The organism is Ursidibacter arcticus, from assembly GCF_009761375.1.
In the GTDB taxonomy this organism is placed as follows: Bacteria; Pseudomonadota; Gammaproteobacteria; order Enterobacterales; family Pasteurellaceae; genus Ursidibacter; species Ursidibacter arcticus.
This window is the reverse complement of the sequence record NZ_LEKM01000208.1, coordinates 20,517-35,539: the sequence shown is the minus strand read 5'-3', so window position 1 is coordinate 35,539 and position 15,023 is coordinate 20,517. Positions and strand designations below refer to the sequence as shown.

The following is a 15,023-nucleotide window of genomic DNA, read 5'->3' as shown; positions in this document are numbered from 1 at the left end:
AAACTTTGGTCGTTTCCCCATAAACAATTTAATTTTTACTCGGATATCGTTGTGTTTAAAATTATTACAAGACGTATTGTACAAATTTTATTTGTAATATGGTCAGTTGGAACGATGACCTTTATTCTCTCTTATCAACTCTCTGGCGATATGGCATATCGTATCGCAGCCAGCCGTTACGGATATGACCAAACAGACAGTGCTGCAGCAGAAATGGTGCGTGCAGAATTAGGGCTAGACCAACCTTGGTGGCAAAACTATGCAAATTGGCTATTTGATTTATTACAAGGGAATTTAGGTAAATCTCTCGTAACGGGGGATAGTGTTTGGGCTGAACTCCATCATCAATTTGGGCATACTTTAAGCCTCGCGATTGTTGCGTTAATAATGGCGTTGTTGATTGGTCCACCTTTGGGTGTACTTGCTGCTCGTAAACCGAATGGTTTTTTTGACCGCTTGACTCTGATTTTCAGTAGCCTATTTCGTTCTGTACCTGCTTTTATTATTGCTATCGGCTTAATTACGCTCTTTTCGGTGAGTTTAAAATGGTTACCTTCGGGCGGTTATGGCAGTTGGACACACTTTATTCTACCTGCTTTAACATTAGCGATTGGGCTAAGTGCGGTTTCTGTACGAGTTACTCGTCAAGCAATGGTGCAAGTAAAAAATGCAGATTACTATCAATTTGCATTGCTCAAAGGGTTAAGCCAATGGCAGAGTTTTTTCCGTCACGCTATTCGTAATATTGCTATTCCTGTTATCGCCTATCACAGTGTGCAGTTAGTTTACTTGATTGAAGGGGTGGTAGTGGTAGAAAGTTTATTTGCTTGGCCTGGCAGTGGACACGCTTTAGTTCACGCTATTATTGCACGAGATATTCCAATGATCCAAGGAACAGCATTAGTAATGGGAGGCTTATTTGTGATCTTGAATATGTGTGCCGATTTACTTAGTGCTTGGATAGATCCACGCATTCGTGAAGGAGCAAAATAATGCGTTCATTTTCATTCGTTCGTTCATTTTCGTTTGCTCAATACTGTGGAGCAACTTTACTCTTACTATTACTTGCTTTTGCATTTTTGCAACCCTTGTTTTACCCGATGGATATTGGTTTTCAAGACTTAAATAATATTTTGTCTGATCCCGATGAGTTTAGTTGGTTTGGTACAGATCATCTCGGGCGAGATATGTTTGCTCGTTTAGCATCGGCTATTCGTTTATCTTTTAGTTTATCGTTATTTAGTGTTGCTTGTGCCTTATTTGCGGGTGTTTCTATCGGTATCTTGGCAGGACTGTTTAGCGGTTGGCTGGATAAAACGCTCAGTTTCTTATGCGATATGATTATGGCATTGCCAGGGCTATTATTGATTTTACTGTTTGCTTCACTTTCCCCTGGTTCTTTTTGGACGCTCTATCTTGGTATTTCATTAGTCATTTGGGTCGAATTTTTTCGTGTTACGCGTGCGATTACAAGTACGCTTGCCACAAGTCACGAGCTTGAATCTTCACGTTTAATGGGAATGCCTTGGGTTTATTGCATTAAACGCCATTTGCTACCCCGTTTACTGCCGATGATTGCGACATTAAGTGCTTTTTCGATTGGTAATGCTATTTTAGCACTCGCCACATTAGGCTTTGTAAGCGTAGGACTACGCCCACCAACAGCTGAACTCGGCTTAATGATGACGGAGCTTTTCCCTTATTACTATCAAGCTCCTTTAATTTTCTTACAGCCCGTTATTGCGGTCTTTTTATTGGTTTTAAGCCTACAACTTTTATCAGGAAGAATAAAATAATGAGCTTATTAAAAATTGAGCATCTCACTGTTAGAACAACGGAACAGCTTGAATTGGTTGAACCAATGAGCTTGGTGTTGAATGCAGGTGAAAATATTACGATATTAGGCGAAACAGGCTCAGGAAAAAGCCTACTTATTCAAGCGATTATGGGAGCATTACCCGATGGGTTAATCGCAAGCGGTCAGATTTGGGTGGAAAATTGCAAAATATCGAGCCAATCTCACCGCTTACAACAGCTTTGGGGGAAACGTTTAGTAATGCTCCCTCAAGAGCCTAGACGTTCTCTTGACCCAATTATGCCTATTCGCCAACAGCTGTGGGAAAGCTATCACTTTGTTGCAGGTTATACGGATAAGCAAGCTCAACATCAAAGTGAGCAATATTTAGGTGATCTCGGCTTAAAAAATGCCGTGAATGCTTACCCACACCAATTATCAGGCGGAATGGCACAGCGTGCCTCTTTTGCGATTGCGACTGCATCTGGCGGTAAAATCTTGTTAGCAGATGAGCCAACCAAAGGGCTTGACCCAGCCAGTAAGCAGAATGTAATTCAGCTTTTACAAAAAGCGCATCAAAATGGCGGAGCATTACTCACCATTACGCACGATATTGATGTGGCAAGCCAACTGGGTGGCTATATTTTCGTAATGCGAAAAGGAAAACTGGTCGAGCAAGGTCAGGCCGAGCAATTACTTACCACCCCAAAGCACGAATATACTCGTGCGTTAATTTCTGCCGATCCTAAACATTGGCAATCATTTAATCTGCAAAAAAATGAACAAAAGCGACCGCTTGTTTCAGTTAATAACCTAACAGTTGCCAGAGAAAAACGTGAATTGTTTCGCGATCTCTCTTTTACCCTTAATCAAGGGGAAATTCTAGGCATTGTTGGGCAAAGTGGTATTGGTAAAAGCACGCTTGCAGATGTGTTATGCGGTCTGTTAAAAGCGAAGTCTGGTAAGGTAGAGTGGCATCACTCGCAACATAAAAAGCATCAAGTGCTGAAACTATATCAAGATCCGCCAGAAGCATTTGCACCAAACGTAACGTTACAAACATTATTAGATGATGTTATTCGTTATCATCATTTAGATGGTTCGCAGATCCCACATTTATTACAACAACTTTCGTTATCGCCTGAAATTTTACAACGTACTGCTGAAAATGTGTCTGGTGGGGAATTACAGCGAGTGGCTATTTTACGAGCGTTACTGCTTGAACCTGTTTTGCTTTTTGCTGATGAAGTAACTTCACGTCTTGATCCTATTACACAACAAGAAACAATCCAACTTCTGATTGAACAGTGCCGAGCAAGGCAATGTGCATTGATTTTAGTTAGTCACGATCCATACCTGATTGAGAAAAGTTGTGATAAAGTAATCAACCTTGAAGATTACTGCTAAATTGACTGATGTTTAACGAAAAGCCTATCATTTCAAATCAACACGGTGCATTAGTAATGGCTTTTGTACCGTTTTTATATGGTATTTTTGAAAGTCATTTTATTGTCCAACATATTTTCTTTGGACTTTCGTGGCTTTTTCTCTATTTTTTCTCTTATCCATTTTTGGCGATTTTTAATCGTAAAAATAATACGAAATATAAAAAATGGGCAATTATTTATGCGGTAATTAGCTTATTATTCGCTATTCCATTACTCTTTTATAAAATAGCCATTTTGCAATTTTCTCTTTTTATCTTACCGCTTGCAGTTGTTCAAATTTATTATGCTAAAAAGAAAGATGAGCGTAATTTAATCAATGATATTGCAGGGATTTTAACCTTCGGTATTATTGGTGTGGCAAGCTACTATTTAGTGACAGATCAATATCAATGGTGGATATTACTTCATCCGACACTCTTTTTTATTACTACGACGCTATATGTAAAAAGCGTTGCCAGAGAGAGAAAAAATCCGTTATATCTCAAATTAAGTCTTTTTTCTCATCTATTATGTGTAGGGCTTTATTTACTATTTAATCAATATGCGATTGCTTTCGCTTATTTTATTGCGTTACTTCGAGCGATTATTGTCCCCAAAAAACAATTAAATATAAAACAGGTTGGAATATTGGAATTTGGGGTTGTTTTTATATTTATTATAGTTTTGTATCTATCTTAATTCATAGTATAATGAGAGATACATAATTAAGCATTAGGAATAAAATACCGTGTCTGTAGACCAACAAAACCAAACTCCAAGCCTTCACCGCTTCGAAAAAGAAGTCGCTGCCAAAAATTATGAAATGGCAAGTCGTGAGTTATTAAAAATTTTAGAAAAACTAAACAGTAACTTTGGTGGCATTTCTGGCATTGAATGCAAAGTACCACACCAGTTAGCCAATTTAGAACAAGAAAAAATCGTGCTTTTTTGCACCCGTATGGCTGATGCCATCACTCGCTTATTCAGCGATCCCAAACTTGAGATTTCTGAATCTGGGGCGGTTCGTTTCTTGACACTGCAAAGATGGATTTCGCTGATTTTTGCAAGCTCCCCTTATGTCAATGCTGACCATATTCTACAAACCTACAACAAAAATGACAGCCTAGATGATGGGCTTCGTCTGGACGGCTCGAAGGCGACGCTCATCAAATTTTGTATCCTGTTTTTGCCTGAATCAAATGTCAATGTGAACCTAAATGTCATTTGGGAAGCGAATCGTGAGCTGTGTGCGGCACTTTGCTTTGCACTGCAGTCGCCTCGCTTCATCGGTACGGAAACTTCATTTAACAAGCGTAAGGCGATTTTGCAGTGGTTTCCGTCTAAGTTGGCAGAGTTTGACAGCTTGAGTAACTTGCCAAGTGGCATTTCTCACGATGTGTATATGCACTGTAGTTATGATTTGGCAGCCAATAAGCACGATGTGAAAAAATCCCTAAACAAGGTGATCCGCAGTCATTTGCTTGATGGCGGCTGGACAGATCGTGAAATCACGAAAATCGGCAAGCGTAATGGCAAGCCTGTGATGGTGGTCTTGCTTGAGCATTTTAATGCCTCACACTCAATTTATCGTACTCATTCTACGTCAATGGTCGCTGCTCGTAAGCATTTTCATTTGATCGGTATGGGTAGTGAGGCTGTCGATCAGGCTGGCAGAGAGGTCTTTGATGAATTTCACGTGACCAAAGGTGATAATATCTTTGAGAAACTGGCGTTTATCAGGGATATTTGTAGCAAAAATAAAGCGGCGGTGTTCTATATGCCAAGTATCGGTATGGATCTGACCACGATTTTCGCCAGTAACACCCGAATGGCCCCGATTCAAGCGATTGCACTGGGACACCCTGCAACCACGCATTCTGATTTTATTGAATATGTGGTGGTGGAAGATGATTATGTCGGCTCAGAAGACTGCTTTAGCGAGACACTGATACGCCTGCCAAAAGACGCACTGCCTTATGTGCCATCGTCATTAGCCCCTGAAAAAGTGGATTATAAACTGCGTGAAAATCCTGAAGTGGTCAATATCGGTATCGCTTCTACCACAATGAAACTAAACCCACATTTCTTACAGGCTTGTAAAGAGATTCGTGATCGTGCCAAGGTGAAAGTTCATTTTCATTTTGCACTGGGTCAATCTACAGGCATTACACATCCTTATGTGCAGAAATTTATCCGTACTTATTTGGGCGATGATGCGACGGCACATTCGCATCTGCCTTATACGAAGTACTTAGCGGTGCTGAACAACTGCGATATGATGGTCAATCCATTCCCATTTGGTAATACCAATGGCATCATTGATATGGTTACGCTTGGCTTGGTCGGCATCTGTAAGACAGGCCCTGAAGTACACGAGCATATTGATGAGGGCTTATTTGGTCGCTTGGGGCTACCAAAATGGCTGGTGGCTGACACGGTGGAAGAATATATTGAACGAGCGGTGAGATTGGCCGAAAATCATACGGAACGTCTTGAATTACGCCGTCATATCATTGAAAACAATGGCTTGAAAAAGCTGTTTACTGGTAATGCCGATCCGATGGGCGAGAGATTTTTGGCATTGGTGAAAGAGTATAAACAAGCACATCGGTTGTAGGAGGCAAAATGAGTGAAATTAAAGTGAATAAAACTGTCGCTGTCATCACTTCAACTATTGGACGAGCTGATTTAGTGCGGGCAATTGAGAGCGTCCAACAACAAAGTTATCCTTGTAAGCATTATGTGTTTGTTGATGGTGAACAATACCATCAGCAAGCTAAAATAATTTTGGATAAATATCCTGACGTTATTGCCACTTATTTGCCAATGAACACAGGAGCTGATGGCTGGACAAACAGTAGTATTAATGCCATTGCTCCTTTTTTGGCGAAAGAAGATATTATTTGCTACTTAGATGATGACAACTGGTATGAACCCAATCACATTGAATCTGGTGTGAAGTTGTTGCAAGATGACTCTTATGATTATGCTTTTTCATTGAGAAATTTATATAATCTAAAAAATGAGTTTCTTTCACCTGATTCTATTGAGTCAATAGGTTTTTATAAATCTGCATTACCAAGCCCAATTGAGTTGGATATTAACGCATTTGGTAATTCACACACGGTATCTTTAAGAATGCACAAAGAAAACCATATTGATACTAACTGCTTCTTTCTTAAAAAAGAAGTGGCTATTACTACTAGTAAAAATTGGTTTAGTGGAATACATAATGATACAAATGTATGGAATGCATTAAATGACAATAAATACCGAGGGTGTTGTACTAAAGTTTTTACTGTCAATTATACTTTTGATTCCTTGAAAGCTTTTAACGGGAATATGTTCAGTGGCTATTCTGATTCAGAAAAATATGATATAGGCGATGTTATCATCAGTTCTCTAAATGAAATCAATTTGAAAAAACTTGGCGGCATATACCACTGGAATAAAGAATAATATTCTATTAATTTCATTTAATTATGCCTATTATCCTGAAACAATCACTTTGCTTCTTAAGCAAAATTTCTACATAGAATAGATTAAATAACCATACTAACCAACAATCATTTAAATAAAAATGAGTTGAGCATAAGATGCCAAAGCTCCCTGAGACACAATTACCTTATATCATTCACTATACATCCACAGAAAAACCTTGGCACCGAGATAAGTCTATGATGCATCGTGATAAATATTGGTTCTACCACAATCTTGAGTGGTGTGAAATATCAGAAAAGTGGGAAAAGTAGTACTGATCGTCTTTTTATTACTCTTTCTATACATCTCAATGAGCGAATATTCTTGATGCAAATAACAGTGTTTATGTGAAATTATTATGAATGAAATCCAATCAGATAAGACGGTCGCTGTCATCACTTCAACCATTGGACGTGCTGATTTAGTGCGAGCAATTGAGAGCGTCCAACAACAAAGTTATCCTTGTAAGCATTATGTATTTGTTGATGGTGAACAATATCATCAGCGAGCCAAAATGATTTTGGATAAATATCCTGACGTTATTGCTACTTATTTACCGATGAACACAGGAGCTGATGGCTGGACAAATAGTAGTATTAATGCCATTGCTCCTTTTTTGGTGAAAGAAGATATTATTTGCTACTTGGATGATGACAACTGGTATGAACCCAATCACATTGAATCTGGTGTGAAGTTGTTGCAAGATGACTCTTATGATTATGCTTTTTCATTGAGAAATTTATATAATTTGAAAGGTGATTTTTTGGTGGAGGATTCTATTGAATCTATCGGCTGGTATCAGACTGCTTTGCCCGATGTGATCAAACTGAACATCAATGCTTTTGGCGAGTCGCACAAATTATCCTTTCGTAAGCCCAAACGTGAAGGACACATTGATACCAACTGCTACTTTCTGAAAAAAGATGTGGCGGTTGCCACCAGTACAAGTTGGGTTGCAGGAAAAGATAACGATACTTATGTATGGAATGCTCTTAAAAGCAGTCAATATCAAGGAATTTGTTCCAAGAAGTTTAGCGTTAATTATACTTTAGATGTGCTAAGATTCTTCGGTGGGTATGTCGTAGAAAGTAATTCCAATGACCAAGAATATGAACTCGGCGAGAAGATAGTTAAGTTTTTAAATGATGCTAATTTGCAAGGGTTTGGTGGTGTGTATATTTGGGATGTAGAGTGATTGACATCCTTCCTGCCCTAAAGGATGGAGATTCCTACTAGCTCCCATTACACCATTTAATTAAAAATAGCTAATAGTTCATTCACTTTAGTGCGAGAACTTGGGGTTTGACCAATATTTCGCTGAACTTTTAGCATTTTGATTTGTGCATTACGATAAATATCACGAGTAAAATGGGTGTCGTGATTTGAAATCAATACAGGAATACCAACCGCTTGTGATTGTAAAGCATACTCTGCAAGCGTTTGTTGTTGCTCAAGACTAAACCCACCACCAGCATACTGTGTGAAATTACTTTCTTGAGCCAAAGGAGCATAAGGGGGATCGCAATAGACTAGATAATCGTCAGGATTTTCCCATAGGTAATGAAACAGTTGATGAAAATCAGCACAAATAAAAGTCGCTTTTTCCGCTTTTTCCGCAAAAAAACGTAATTCTTTCTCAGGGAAGTAATGTTTTCGGTAAGCACCAAAAGGGACATTGTACTGCAATTTTTGGTTATAGCGGCATAGCCCATTAAACCCAAAACGATTGAGATAGAGAAATAAAACAGAACGCTGAAAAGGATCTTGTATGCAGTTAAATTCTTGTCGGCGCTCATAATAAAACGCCGCCGTATTTGCTTGATGATGGAAAAACAGTTGCTGTGTTGCTTGGATATAAGTTTCTACATCTTGCTTGACAAAGTTAAAGAGATTGATGAGATCAGGGTTAATATCCGCCAGTAGATAGCGTTCAAAGTCTGTATTTAGAAACACTGAACCAGCACCAACAAATGGCTCAACTAAACAAGCCTTTTTAGGAAAATGGCGAGAAATTTCATCAATTAGGCGATATTTACCGCCAGCCCATTTTAAAAAGGCACGTTGTTTAGTATTCATTTTATTGTTGAGTGAAACGGCGAATAGCATCAATCACTTGCTGTTCCGTTGCTTGAGAGGTAACGTAAGCAGAACCCAGTGATTTTAATAAAATTAGGCGTAACTGACCGCTTAATACTTTTTTATCACGCCACATATAAGGTAGATATTCTTCAGGTTGCATTCCATCAGGCGAAATTGTCGGTAATGTCGCTTGTGCAATCAGTTTTTCTAAACGGTAAATATCTTGCTCTGAAAGATCACCCAAAATATGAGATAAAGCAGCCGCTTCTAGCATTCCTACCGCAACTGCTTCTCCGTGTAACCAATTGCCATAACCTAAATGAGCTTCAATAGCGTGTCCAAATGTGTGCCCTAAATTGAGTAGGGCTCTATCGCCTTTTTCAGTTTCATCACGAGCTACAACCTCAGCTTTAAGCTGACAACAACGTTGAATACAGTATTCAAGGGCAGACTGTTCTAGTTGGACTAAATTAGCAATATTCTGCTCTAACCATTCAAAAAAGGCTAAATCAAAAATTGCTCCATATTTGATCACTTCAGCTAAACCTGCACTTACTTCACGTTTAGGTAAGGTTTTCAAGGTTTCTGTATCAATAATTACTGAAATCGGTTGATAGAAAGCCCCGATCATATTTTTACCCAATGGGTGATTAACCGCCGTTTTTCCACCAACAGATGAATCGACTTGTGCTAACAATGTGGTTGGGATCTGAATAAAACGGATACCACGTTGATAAGAAGCTGCGGCATAGCCTGCAACATCGCCAATCACACCGCCACCAAGGGCAATCAATGTACTATCACGATTATGATTTTTTTCTAATAACGCGGTAAAAATAAGATCTAATGACGATAGGGTTTTATATTTTTCACCATCAGGAATAAGTACAAAATCAACAGCACAACCTAAGGTTTCTAATGTGTTCGTTACTGTTGCAAGATAATGTTCAGCAACGGTTGGGTTAGAAACGATCATTACTTTATCACCTTGCTTTAATGGGTGATAACTCGCTGGATCGGTTAATAACCCTGCCCCAATAGAAATTGGGTACGCACGTTCTTTTAACTCAACATTGACTTGCAACATATTTTCTACCTTGATTTACTGTAAATTATCCATCATTTCGATGATTTGCGTTGCAACAACTTTGGCTGCTTGCTCATCGGTTTGTAAAGTAATATCCGCAATCTCTTCATACAATGGATTACGAATTTTAGCTAACTCTTGTAATACTTGATATGGGTCTTCTGTTTGTAATAATGGGCGTTTTTTATCACGCTGAGTACGTTCAAATTGCTTATCAATTGATGTTTCAAGGTAAACAACAATCCCACGAGCAGAGAGTACATTACGGTTATCTTTTGATAACACTGAACCGCCCCCTGTTGAGAGTACTAACCCTTGAGATTGCGTTAATTCGTTAATAATACGTTCTTCACGCTTACGAAAACCTGCTTCTCCTTCAATATCAAAAATCCAATCGATATCCGCTCCAGCACGTTCTTCGATTACAGAATCAGAATCTAAAAAATCCATATTTAGCATTTGTGCTAATTGACGTCCAATCGTGCTTTTACCTGCACCCATTGGCCCAATTAAAAAGATATTACGTTTTTCTGCCATTTCTCTTTTCTAATTTTAAAATAATTTAACGATTTGATTTGTGGTAAAAATTGGGAAAAAACAGACCGCTTGTAAACACAAGCGGTCTGTTGCACGTTAAAATTTACAAGAAAGTGATTATAAATAACACACTTATAGAATAATTAAACCACAAATCGCCCAAAAATAAAGATTGGCGATATTATCTCAATAAATCGCCTCTCTTTTCAACCTAAACAAGCTAATTATCCGTTAATTTAGAATAATTCTTTACTATAGTTATTAGGTGCTTGTTTTAACATCGGATCATTACTTATTGAATAAGGTTCACTGTAAGCCTTTTCAACAATATACTTTTTCGTTGGTTCAGTACCTTTAATAAAATATTCGCTAAAGCTATTGCCTAAAAATCCGCTCTTAGCGTCTATTTTAACTTCAATAATATTTGGAGGCAGCTGCTCTTTTCTTTCCGCTTTATCTTTGAGTGCTACTTTCATATAGCTAATCCAAGCAGGTAACGCAGTTTTGGCACCAGCTTCGCCTCTCCCTAAATCACGTTTATTATCATCAAATCCCACATAGATAGTAGTAACTATATTGGCTCCAAAACCCGCATACCAAGTTACTTTCGCATTATTGGTGGTTCCTGTTTTCCCCCCAATATCTTTGCGTTTGATCGTATTTCCAATACTGTGACTTGTTCCTTTCCAACCTTGGCTTGGCTCTCCAGTAATGGCTGTATTTAAAGCACTTCTCATTAGAAAAGCGATTTCACCACTCATAACCCTAGGAGCATAATGTACTCCTTTGGTTGTAGCTTCAGCATCTGCCATTAAATTTGGAGCATCTTCTTTTTTAGCAACATCAATTTCTAACTCTGGAATAACATCTTGAACATCTTCAGCAACGATAACACTGCTGTTTTTAGCTAATTGAGCTTCTGATTCTTGGGTAACTTTTACAAAATTGAAATACTCAGGTTCTGGATAGATAACAGGAATATCATTGCATTCCAAGCAAGCCACTGCTGGATTAGCTTTAAATAACTCATTACCATTACTATCTAAAATTCGATCAATAATATAAGGTTCGATTAAATAGCCACCATTATCAAACACTGCATAGCCACGAGCCATTTCTAAAGGTGTAAATGATGCTGCACCAAGCGCTAGAGCTTCTGTTGCTTGATATTGTTCACGCTCAAAGCCGAAACGCTGTAAATAATCTGCCACATAATCAACACCAGCCATTTGCACAGTTCTTACCATCATTACATTCTTCGACTTACCTAAACCTACACGTAAACGTAGCGAACCTTCATAAATATTAGGTGAATTTTTAGGACTCCAAGCTTTTTGTCCTGGCTTCGTAATAGTTATAGGCTCATCACTTAAAATAGTTGCTAAACTCAAACCCTTATTTAAAGCAGCAGCATAAATAAATGGCTTAATTGATGATCCTACTTGAACCAATGATTGTGTTGCACGATTAAAACGACTTTGTTCAAAACTAAACCCACCGACAACAGCTTCAATAGCCCCATTATCACTATTTAAAGAAACTAATGCTGAATTCACATCGGGAATCTGTCCTAACTCCCAATTTCCTTTGCTATCTTGCAGGACCCAAATTTGTTCCCCAACATTGATAACTTCTTTTACACTGTTAGGCTGCCTGCCTTGAGCCGAATCATTGATGAATTTTCTAGCCCAACGCATTCCAGCTAATTTCAATACCGCTTTATCTCCATTAGCCAACATAATATTAGCACTATCCTTATTTACTTTTAGAACAGCTGCTCCAATAAAAGGCTCTGAATGTGGTAATTTACTTAAATGTTCAATAATTTTCTCTTCGTCCCAAGCACTATCTGCTGCTGTCCACAATTTTTCAGCTCCTCGCCAACCGTGTCGGCGATCATAAGCAATCAAATTATTACGCAATGAATTTTGTGCTTCTTGCTGATCTGCCGACAAAACTGTAGCATAAACTTGAAAACCTCGAGTATAAGCAACTTCTTCACCATAACGTTTAACCATCTCTTGTCGAATCATTTCTGTAACATAATCCGCTCTAAACTCTAAAGAAGAACCGTGGAATTTTGCAACGATTGGCTCAGCCTTAGCTTGCTCATATTGCTGTCGTGTAATTTTTCCAACTTCTAACATTCGTCCTAATACTATATTTCTACGCTTTTCTGATCGAGTTATTGAATATAGTGGATTCATCGTTGATGGTGCTTTTGGTAAGCCGGCAATGATTGCCACTTCCGACAACGTTAATTCATTGAGTTTTTTACCAAAGTAAGTCTTAGCTGCAGCTGCAACCCCATAAGAGCGATAACCTAAATAAATTTTATTTAAATAGAGTTCTAAAATTTCATCTTTCGTTAAATTTTGCTCGATCTCTAAAGCTAAAATTGCTTCTTTAATCTTACGTTCAATTGTTCGTTCTGGCGATAAAAAGAAATTACGAGCTAATTGCTGTGTAATAGTACTCGCCCCTTGTGTATCTCCTTGTGATGAACGCCAAACAGCACGAAGAATACCTTTTGGATCAACGCCTTTATGCTCATAAAAGCGGCTGTCTTCTGTTGCTAAAATAGCATCAAGTAAAGGTTGTGGAATATCCGCTAGTTTTACTGGAATACGGCGTTCTTCACCTACTTCGCCAATCAATTTACCATCTGCGGTAAAAATCTGCATAGGTTGTTGCAATTCCACATTTTTTAGCGAATTAACATTCGGTAAATCTGCCTTGAAATGAAAATAGATCACGCCTACTGCAACACAACCTAAAATGGCGAGTGTCAGTAAGGAACCCAATATGATTTTTGCGATCTTCATCGAAAAATTCTCTTTTACTAAATGACTAAACCTGAATTTACGGTAAATATAACGTAAACCCATCGAAACAGTTGGCAATTATAAGCCAAAAATCGACAAAAAGCTGTTTTAATCACAACTTAATGTAATTAATCTTATGATACTGAATAAATTTAAACGCTCAAATACAGATAGTACCCATACCTATTTGCGAATAGGTATTAGTTACAATGAAAATCTACTCTGTTGTTGCATAAATAAAAATCAGCAATACCAAATTATTTGGCAGAATAATTGCACGTCATATTCGATGGCTGAACAAATTGATGAACTAGTCAAACAAGCGGTAGGTTCACCAGAAAAATTTACCATTATTACCCCTATTCCAAATCATTATATTTGGCAGAAAACTGTTTATTTCCCCGCTCATTTTAATTCACAGGAACAGTATAAACAGGTTATTCAAATTCTAAAACAAACACTGCCAATCGCTGTTTCTCAGATCTATTTTGATGTGAAATTCAATCAAGAAGAAAATAACAATCGAATAAAAAGCACTATCTATGCATTACGAAAATCGTATGCAGAACCATTTTTATCTAAAGAAAATATAATTTTAGATAATGAATTATTCTGCTATTTAAGGGGAGCATTACTCTTAAATAATTCAGAAATTAAAACAGAAAATATCAAGCAGATACAGGATATAGATATTGATAAACTTTCTTTCCCTGAAAATACCCCTGATAAAAAACTTTATTTAATTGCATTAGGAGCAAGTTTATGGAATGGCAAGGTATCAATTTAAATGGTTATAACCAACATCAATGGGTTAAGATGAGTATTCGCAATCTTATTATTATCATTGCAATATTTATTGCCTTATCAATTATAACTATATTTATTATCTTACAACATCAAGATATACAGTATAAAAATAGACTACTTAACAATGAAATTACTGAAATAGAAAATAAAATCACTCAAACACAAAACAACATAGAAAAACTCAAACAAAATGCAATTACAAATAATCAATCTATTAAAAAAGAACACATTTATTTCTTAAATCAATATCTAAACAACTTCAAAGAAAAAGGAACACTTGAAATCATACAAATATATATAGATAACCATACAAAGATAAAAATCATAGGTAAAGTAAAAAATCAGGAACAATTTATGTTAATTGAACAACAACTTAAACAAGAGAATACCAATTACCAAATCACACACTTATATACTCGTGAAGATAATCTACTCTCATTTCAAATAATTATTGATTTACAAGGATAGCAGATGAAAAATTGGCTAATGAATATTTATCTACAACCGCATCACTACCTTTATTCTTGTTTTCATTTTATTCAAACAAGATTGCTCTATTGTGTAGTAATCATTTTTATTTTACTTACGCTAATACCAACTCTTTTTTATTGCTTCGCTCAATCTGAGAATAGCCTAAAAGAAGATAAAAAATCTGCTTTAATACAAGATCTTAACCAACAAACGAAATTATTAAATACATTAAGTCAAAGATCTAATAGCACCCATTTTAAAGACAATATTTCAAACATAAACCAAGCGATTAAACAAATTTTTTCTGAACATAAAATAAAAATAGAACAACTACAATGGAATATTGATGAAAAGCAAATAGTGATTACTGTACACCATCAAGCGATGCCGTTAAGTTTAGTATTACTGCAATTACAAGAAATACCTAATTTAGCCTATAAAGAAATTAGCTTATCTAAAATCCATCGCCAAAATTTAGTTCAGCTATATGCAATATTACAAATTACTGACTAATT

14 protein-coding genes are annotated in these 15,023 nt (G+C 37.1%); 10 read left to right on the top strand and 4 right to left on the bottom strand.

Annotated features, from left to right (window positions below; genetic code table 11):
- The first annotated feature begins 51 nt into the window (after positions 1-51).
- The 7 genes from A1D25_RS09845 (at position 52) to A1D25_RS09815 (ending at position 7,897) form a co-directional block, all read left to right on the top strand.
- Positions 52-993, top strand: a complete 942-nt coding sequence (locus A1D25_RS09845) for an ABC transporter permease (RefSeq protein ID WP_157395501.1) — start codon at positions 52-54, stop codon at positions 991-993.
- On the top strand, positions 993-1,796 hold the full coding sequence (locus A1D25_RS09840) for an ABC transporter permease (protein WP_157395500.1): 804 nt from the start codon (positions 993-995) through the stop codon (positions 1,794-1,796). The genes A1D25_RS09845 and A1D25_RS09840 overlap by 1 nt, the downstream gene beginning before the upstream one ends.
- Complete coding sequence (locus A1D25_RS09835; RefSeq protein ID WP_157395499.1) at positions 1,796-3,202, top strand: ABC transporter ATP-binding protein; 1,407 nt, start codon at positions 1,796-1,798, stop codon at positions 3,200-3,202. The genes A1D25_RS09840 and A1D25_RS09835 overlap by 1 nt, the downstream gene beginning before the upstream one ends.
- 8 nt (positions 3,203-3,210) lie before the next feature.
- On the top strand, positions 3,211-3,921 hold the full coding sequence (locus tag A1D25_RS09830; RefSeq protein WP_157395498.1) for a YwiC-like family protein: 711 nt from the start codon (positions 3,211-3,213) through the stop codon (positions 3,919-3,921).
- 49 nt (positions 3,922-3,970) lie between these two features.
- Complete coding sequence (locus A1D25_RS09825) at positions 3,971-5,839, top strand: UDP-glucose:protein N-beta-glucosyltransferase (protein ID WP_157395497.1); 1,869 nt, start codon at positions 3,971-3,973, stop codon at positions 5,837-5,839.
- A gap of 8 nt (positions 5,840-5,847) precedes the next feature.
- A complete protein-coding gene (locus A1D25_RS09820) occupies positions 5,848-6,681 on the top strand; it encodes a glycosyltransferase family 2 protein (RefSeq protein WP_157395496.1) in 834 nt (277 codons plus the stop codon).
- 379 nt (positions 6,682-7,060) lie between these two features.
- Entirely contained in the window at positions 7,061-7,897 is an 837-nt protein-coding gene (locus A1D25_RS09815; protein WP_157395495.1) for a glycosyltransferase, read from the top strand.
- A 56-nt stretch (positions 7,898-7,953) separates the two neighbouring features.
- Here the strand turns inward: A1D25_RS09815 and A1D25_RS09810 are convergent, their stop codons facing one another.
- The 4 genes from A1D25_RS09810 to A1D25_RS09795 all read right to left on the bottom strand — a co-directional run bounded on the left by A1D25_RS09810 (position 7,954) and on the right by A1D25_RS09795 (position 13,230).
- Positions 7,954-8,778 (bottom strand): Dam family site-specific DNA-(adenine-N6)-methyltransferase, encoded by an 825-nt coding sequence (locus A1D25_RS09810; protein WP_157395494.1) that lies wholly within the window; start codon positions 8,776-8,778, stop codon positions 7,954-7,956.
- A gap of 1 nt (position 8,779) precedes the next feature.
- Complete coding sequence (gene aroB, locus A1D25_RS09805; RefSeq protein ID WP_157395493.1) at positions 8,780-9,868, bottom strand: 3-dehydroquinate synthase; 1,089 nt, start codon at positions 9,866-9,868, stop codon at positions 8,780-8,782.
- Positions 9,869-9,883: 15 nt separating this feature from the next.
- The gene (gene aroK / locus A1D25_RS09800; RefSeq protein ID WP_157395492.1) at positions 9,884-10,405 is read right to left on the bottom strand and encodes a shikimate kinase AroK; all 522 of its coding nucleotides are present in this window, start codon (positions 10,403-10,405) and stop codon (positions 9,884-9,886) included.
- Between the two features lie 236 nt (positions 10,406-10,641).
- The gene (locus A1D25_RS09795; RefSeq protein WP_157395560.1) at positions 10,642-13,230 is read right to left on the bottom strand and encodes a penicillin-binding protein 1A; all 2,589 of its coding nucleotides are present in this window, start codon (positions 13,228-13,230) and stop codon (positions 10,642-10,644) included.
- A 289-nt stretch (positions 13,231-13,519) separates the two neighbouring features.
- On the opposite strand from A1D25_RS09795, the gene A1D25_RS09790 reads away from it, so the two are divergent.
- From A1D25_RS09790 to A1D25_RS09780, 3 genes are read left to right on the top strand one after another with little or no spacing between them, the layout of a single operon-like run.
- A complete protein-coding gene (locus A1D25_RS09790) occupies positions 13,520-14,017 on the top strand; it encodes a hypothetical protein (protein WP_157395491.1) in 498 nt (165 codons plus the stop codon).
- A complete protein-coding gene (locus A1D25_RS09785; protein ID WP_157395490.1) occupies positions 13,993-14,505 on the top strand; it encodes a hypothetical protein in 513 nt (170 codons plus the stop codon). The genes A1D25_RS09790 and A1D25_RS09785 overlap by 25 nt, the downstream gene beginning before the upstream one ends.
- A 3-nt stretch (positions 14,506-14,508) precedes the next feature.
- Complete coding sequence (locus tag A1D25_RS09780; protein WP_157395489.1) at positions 14,509-15,021, top strand: hypothetical protein; 513 nt, start codon at positions 14,509-14,511, stop codon at positions 15,019-15,021.
- Positions 15,022-15,023: the final 2 nt, after the last annotated feature.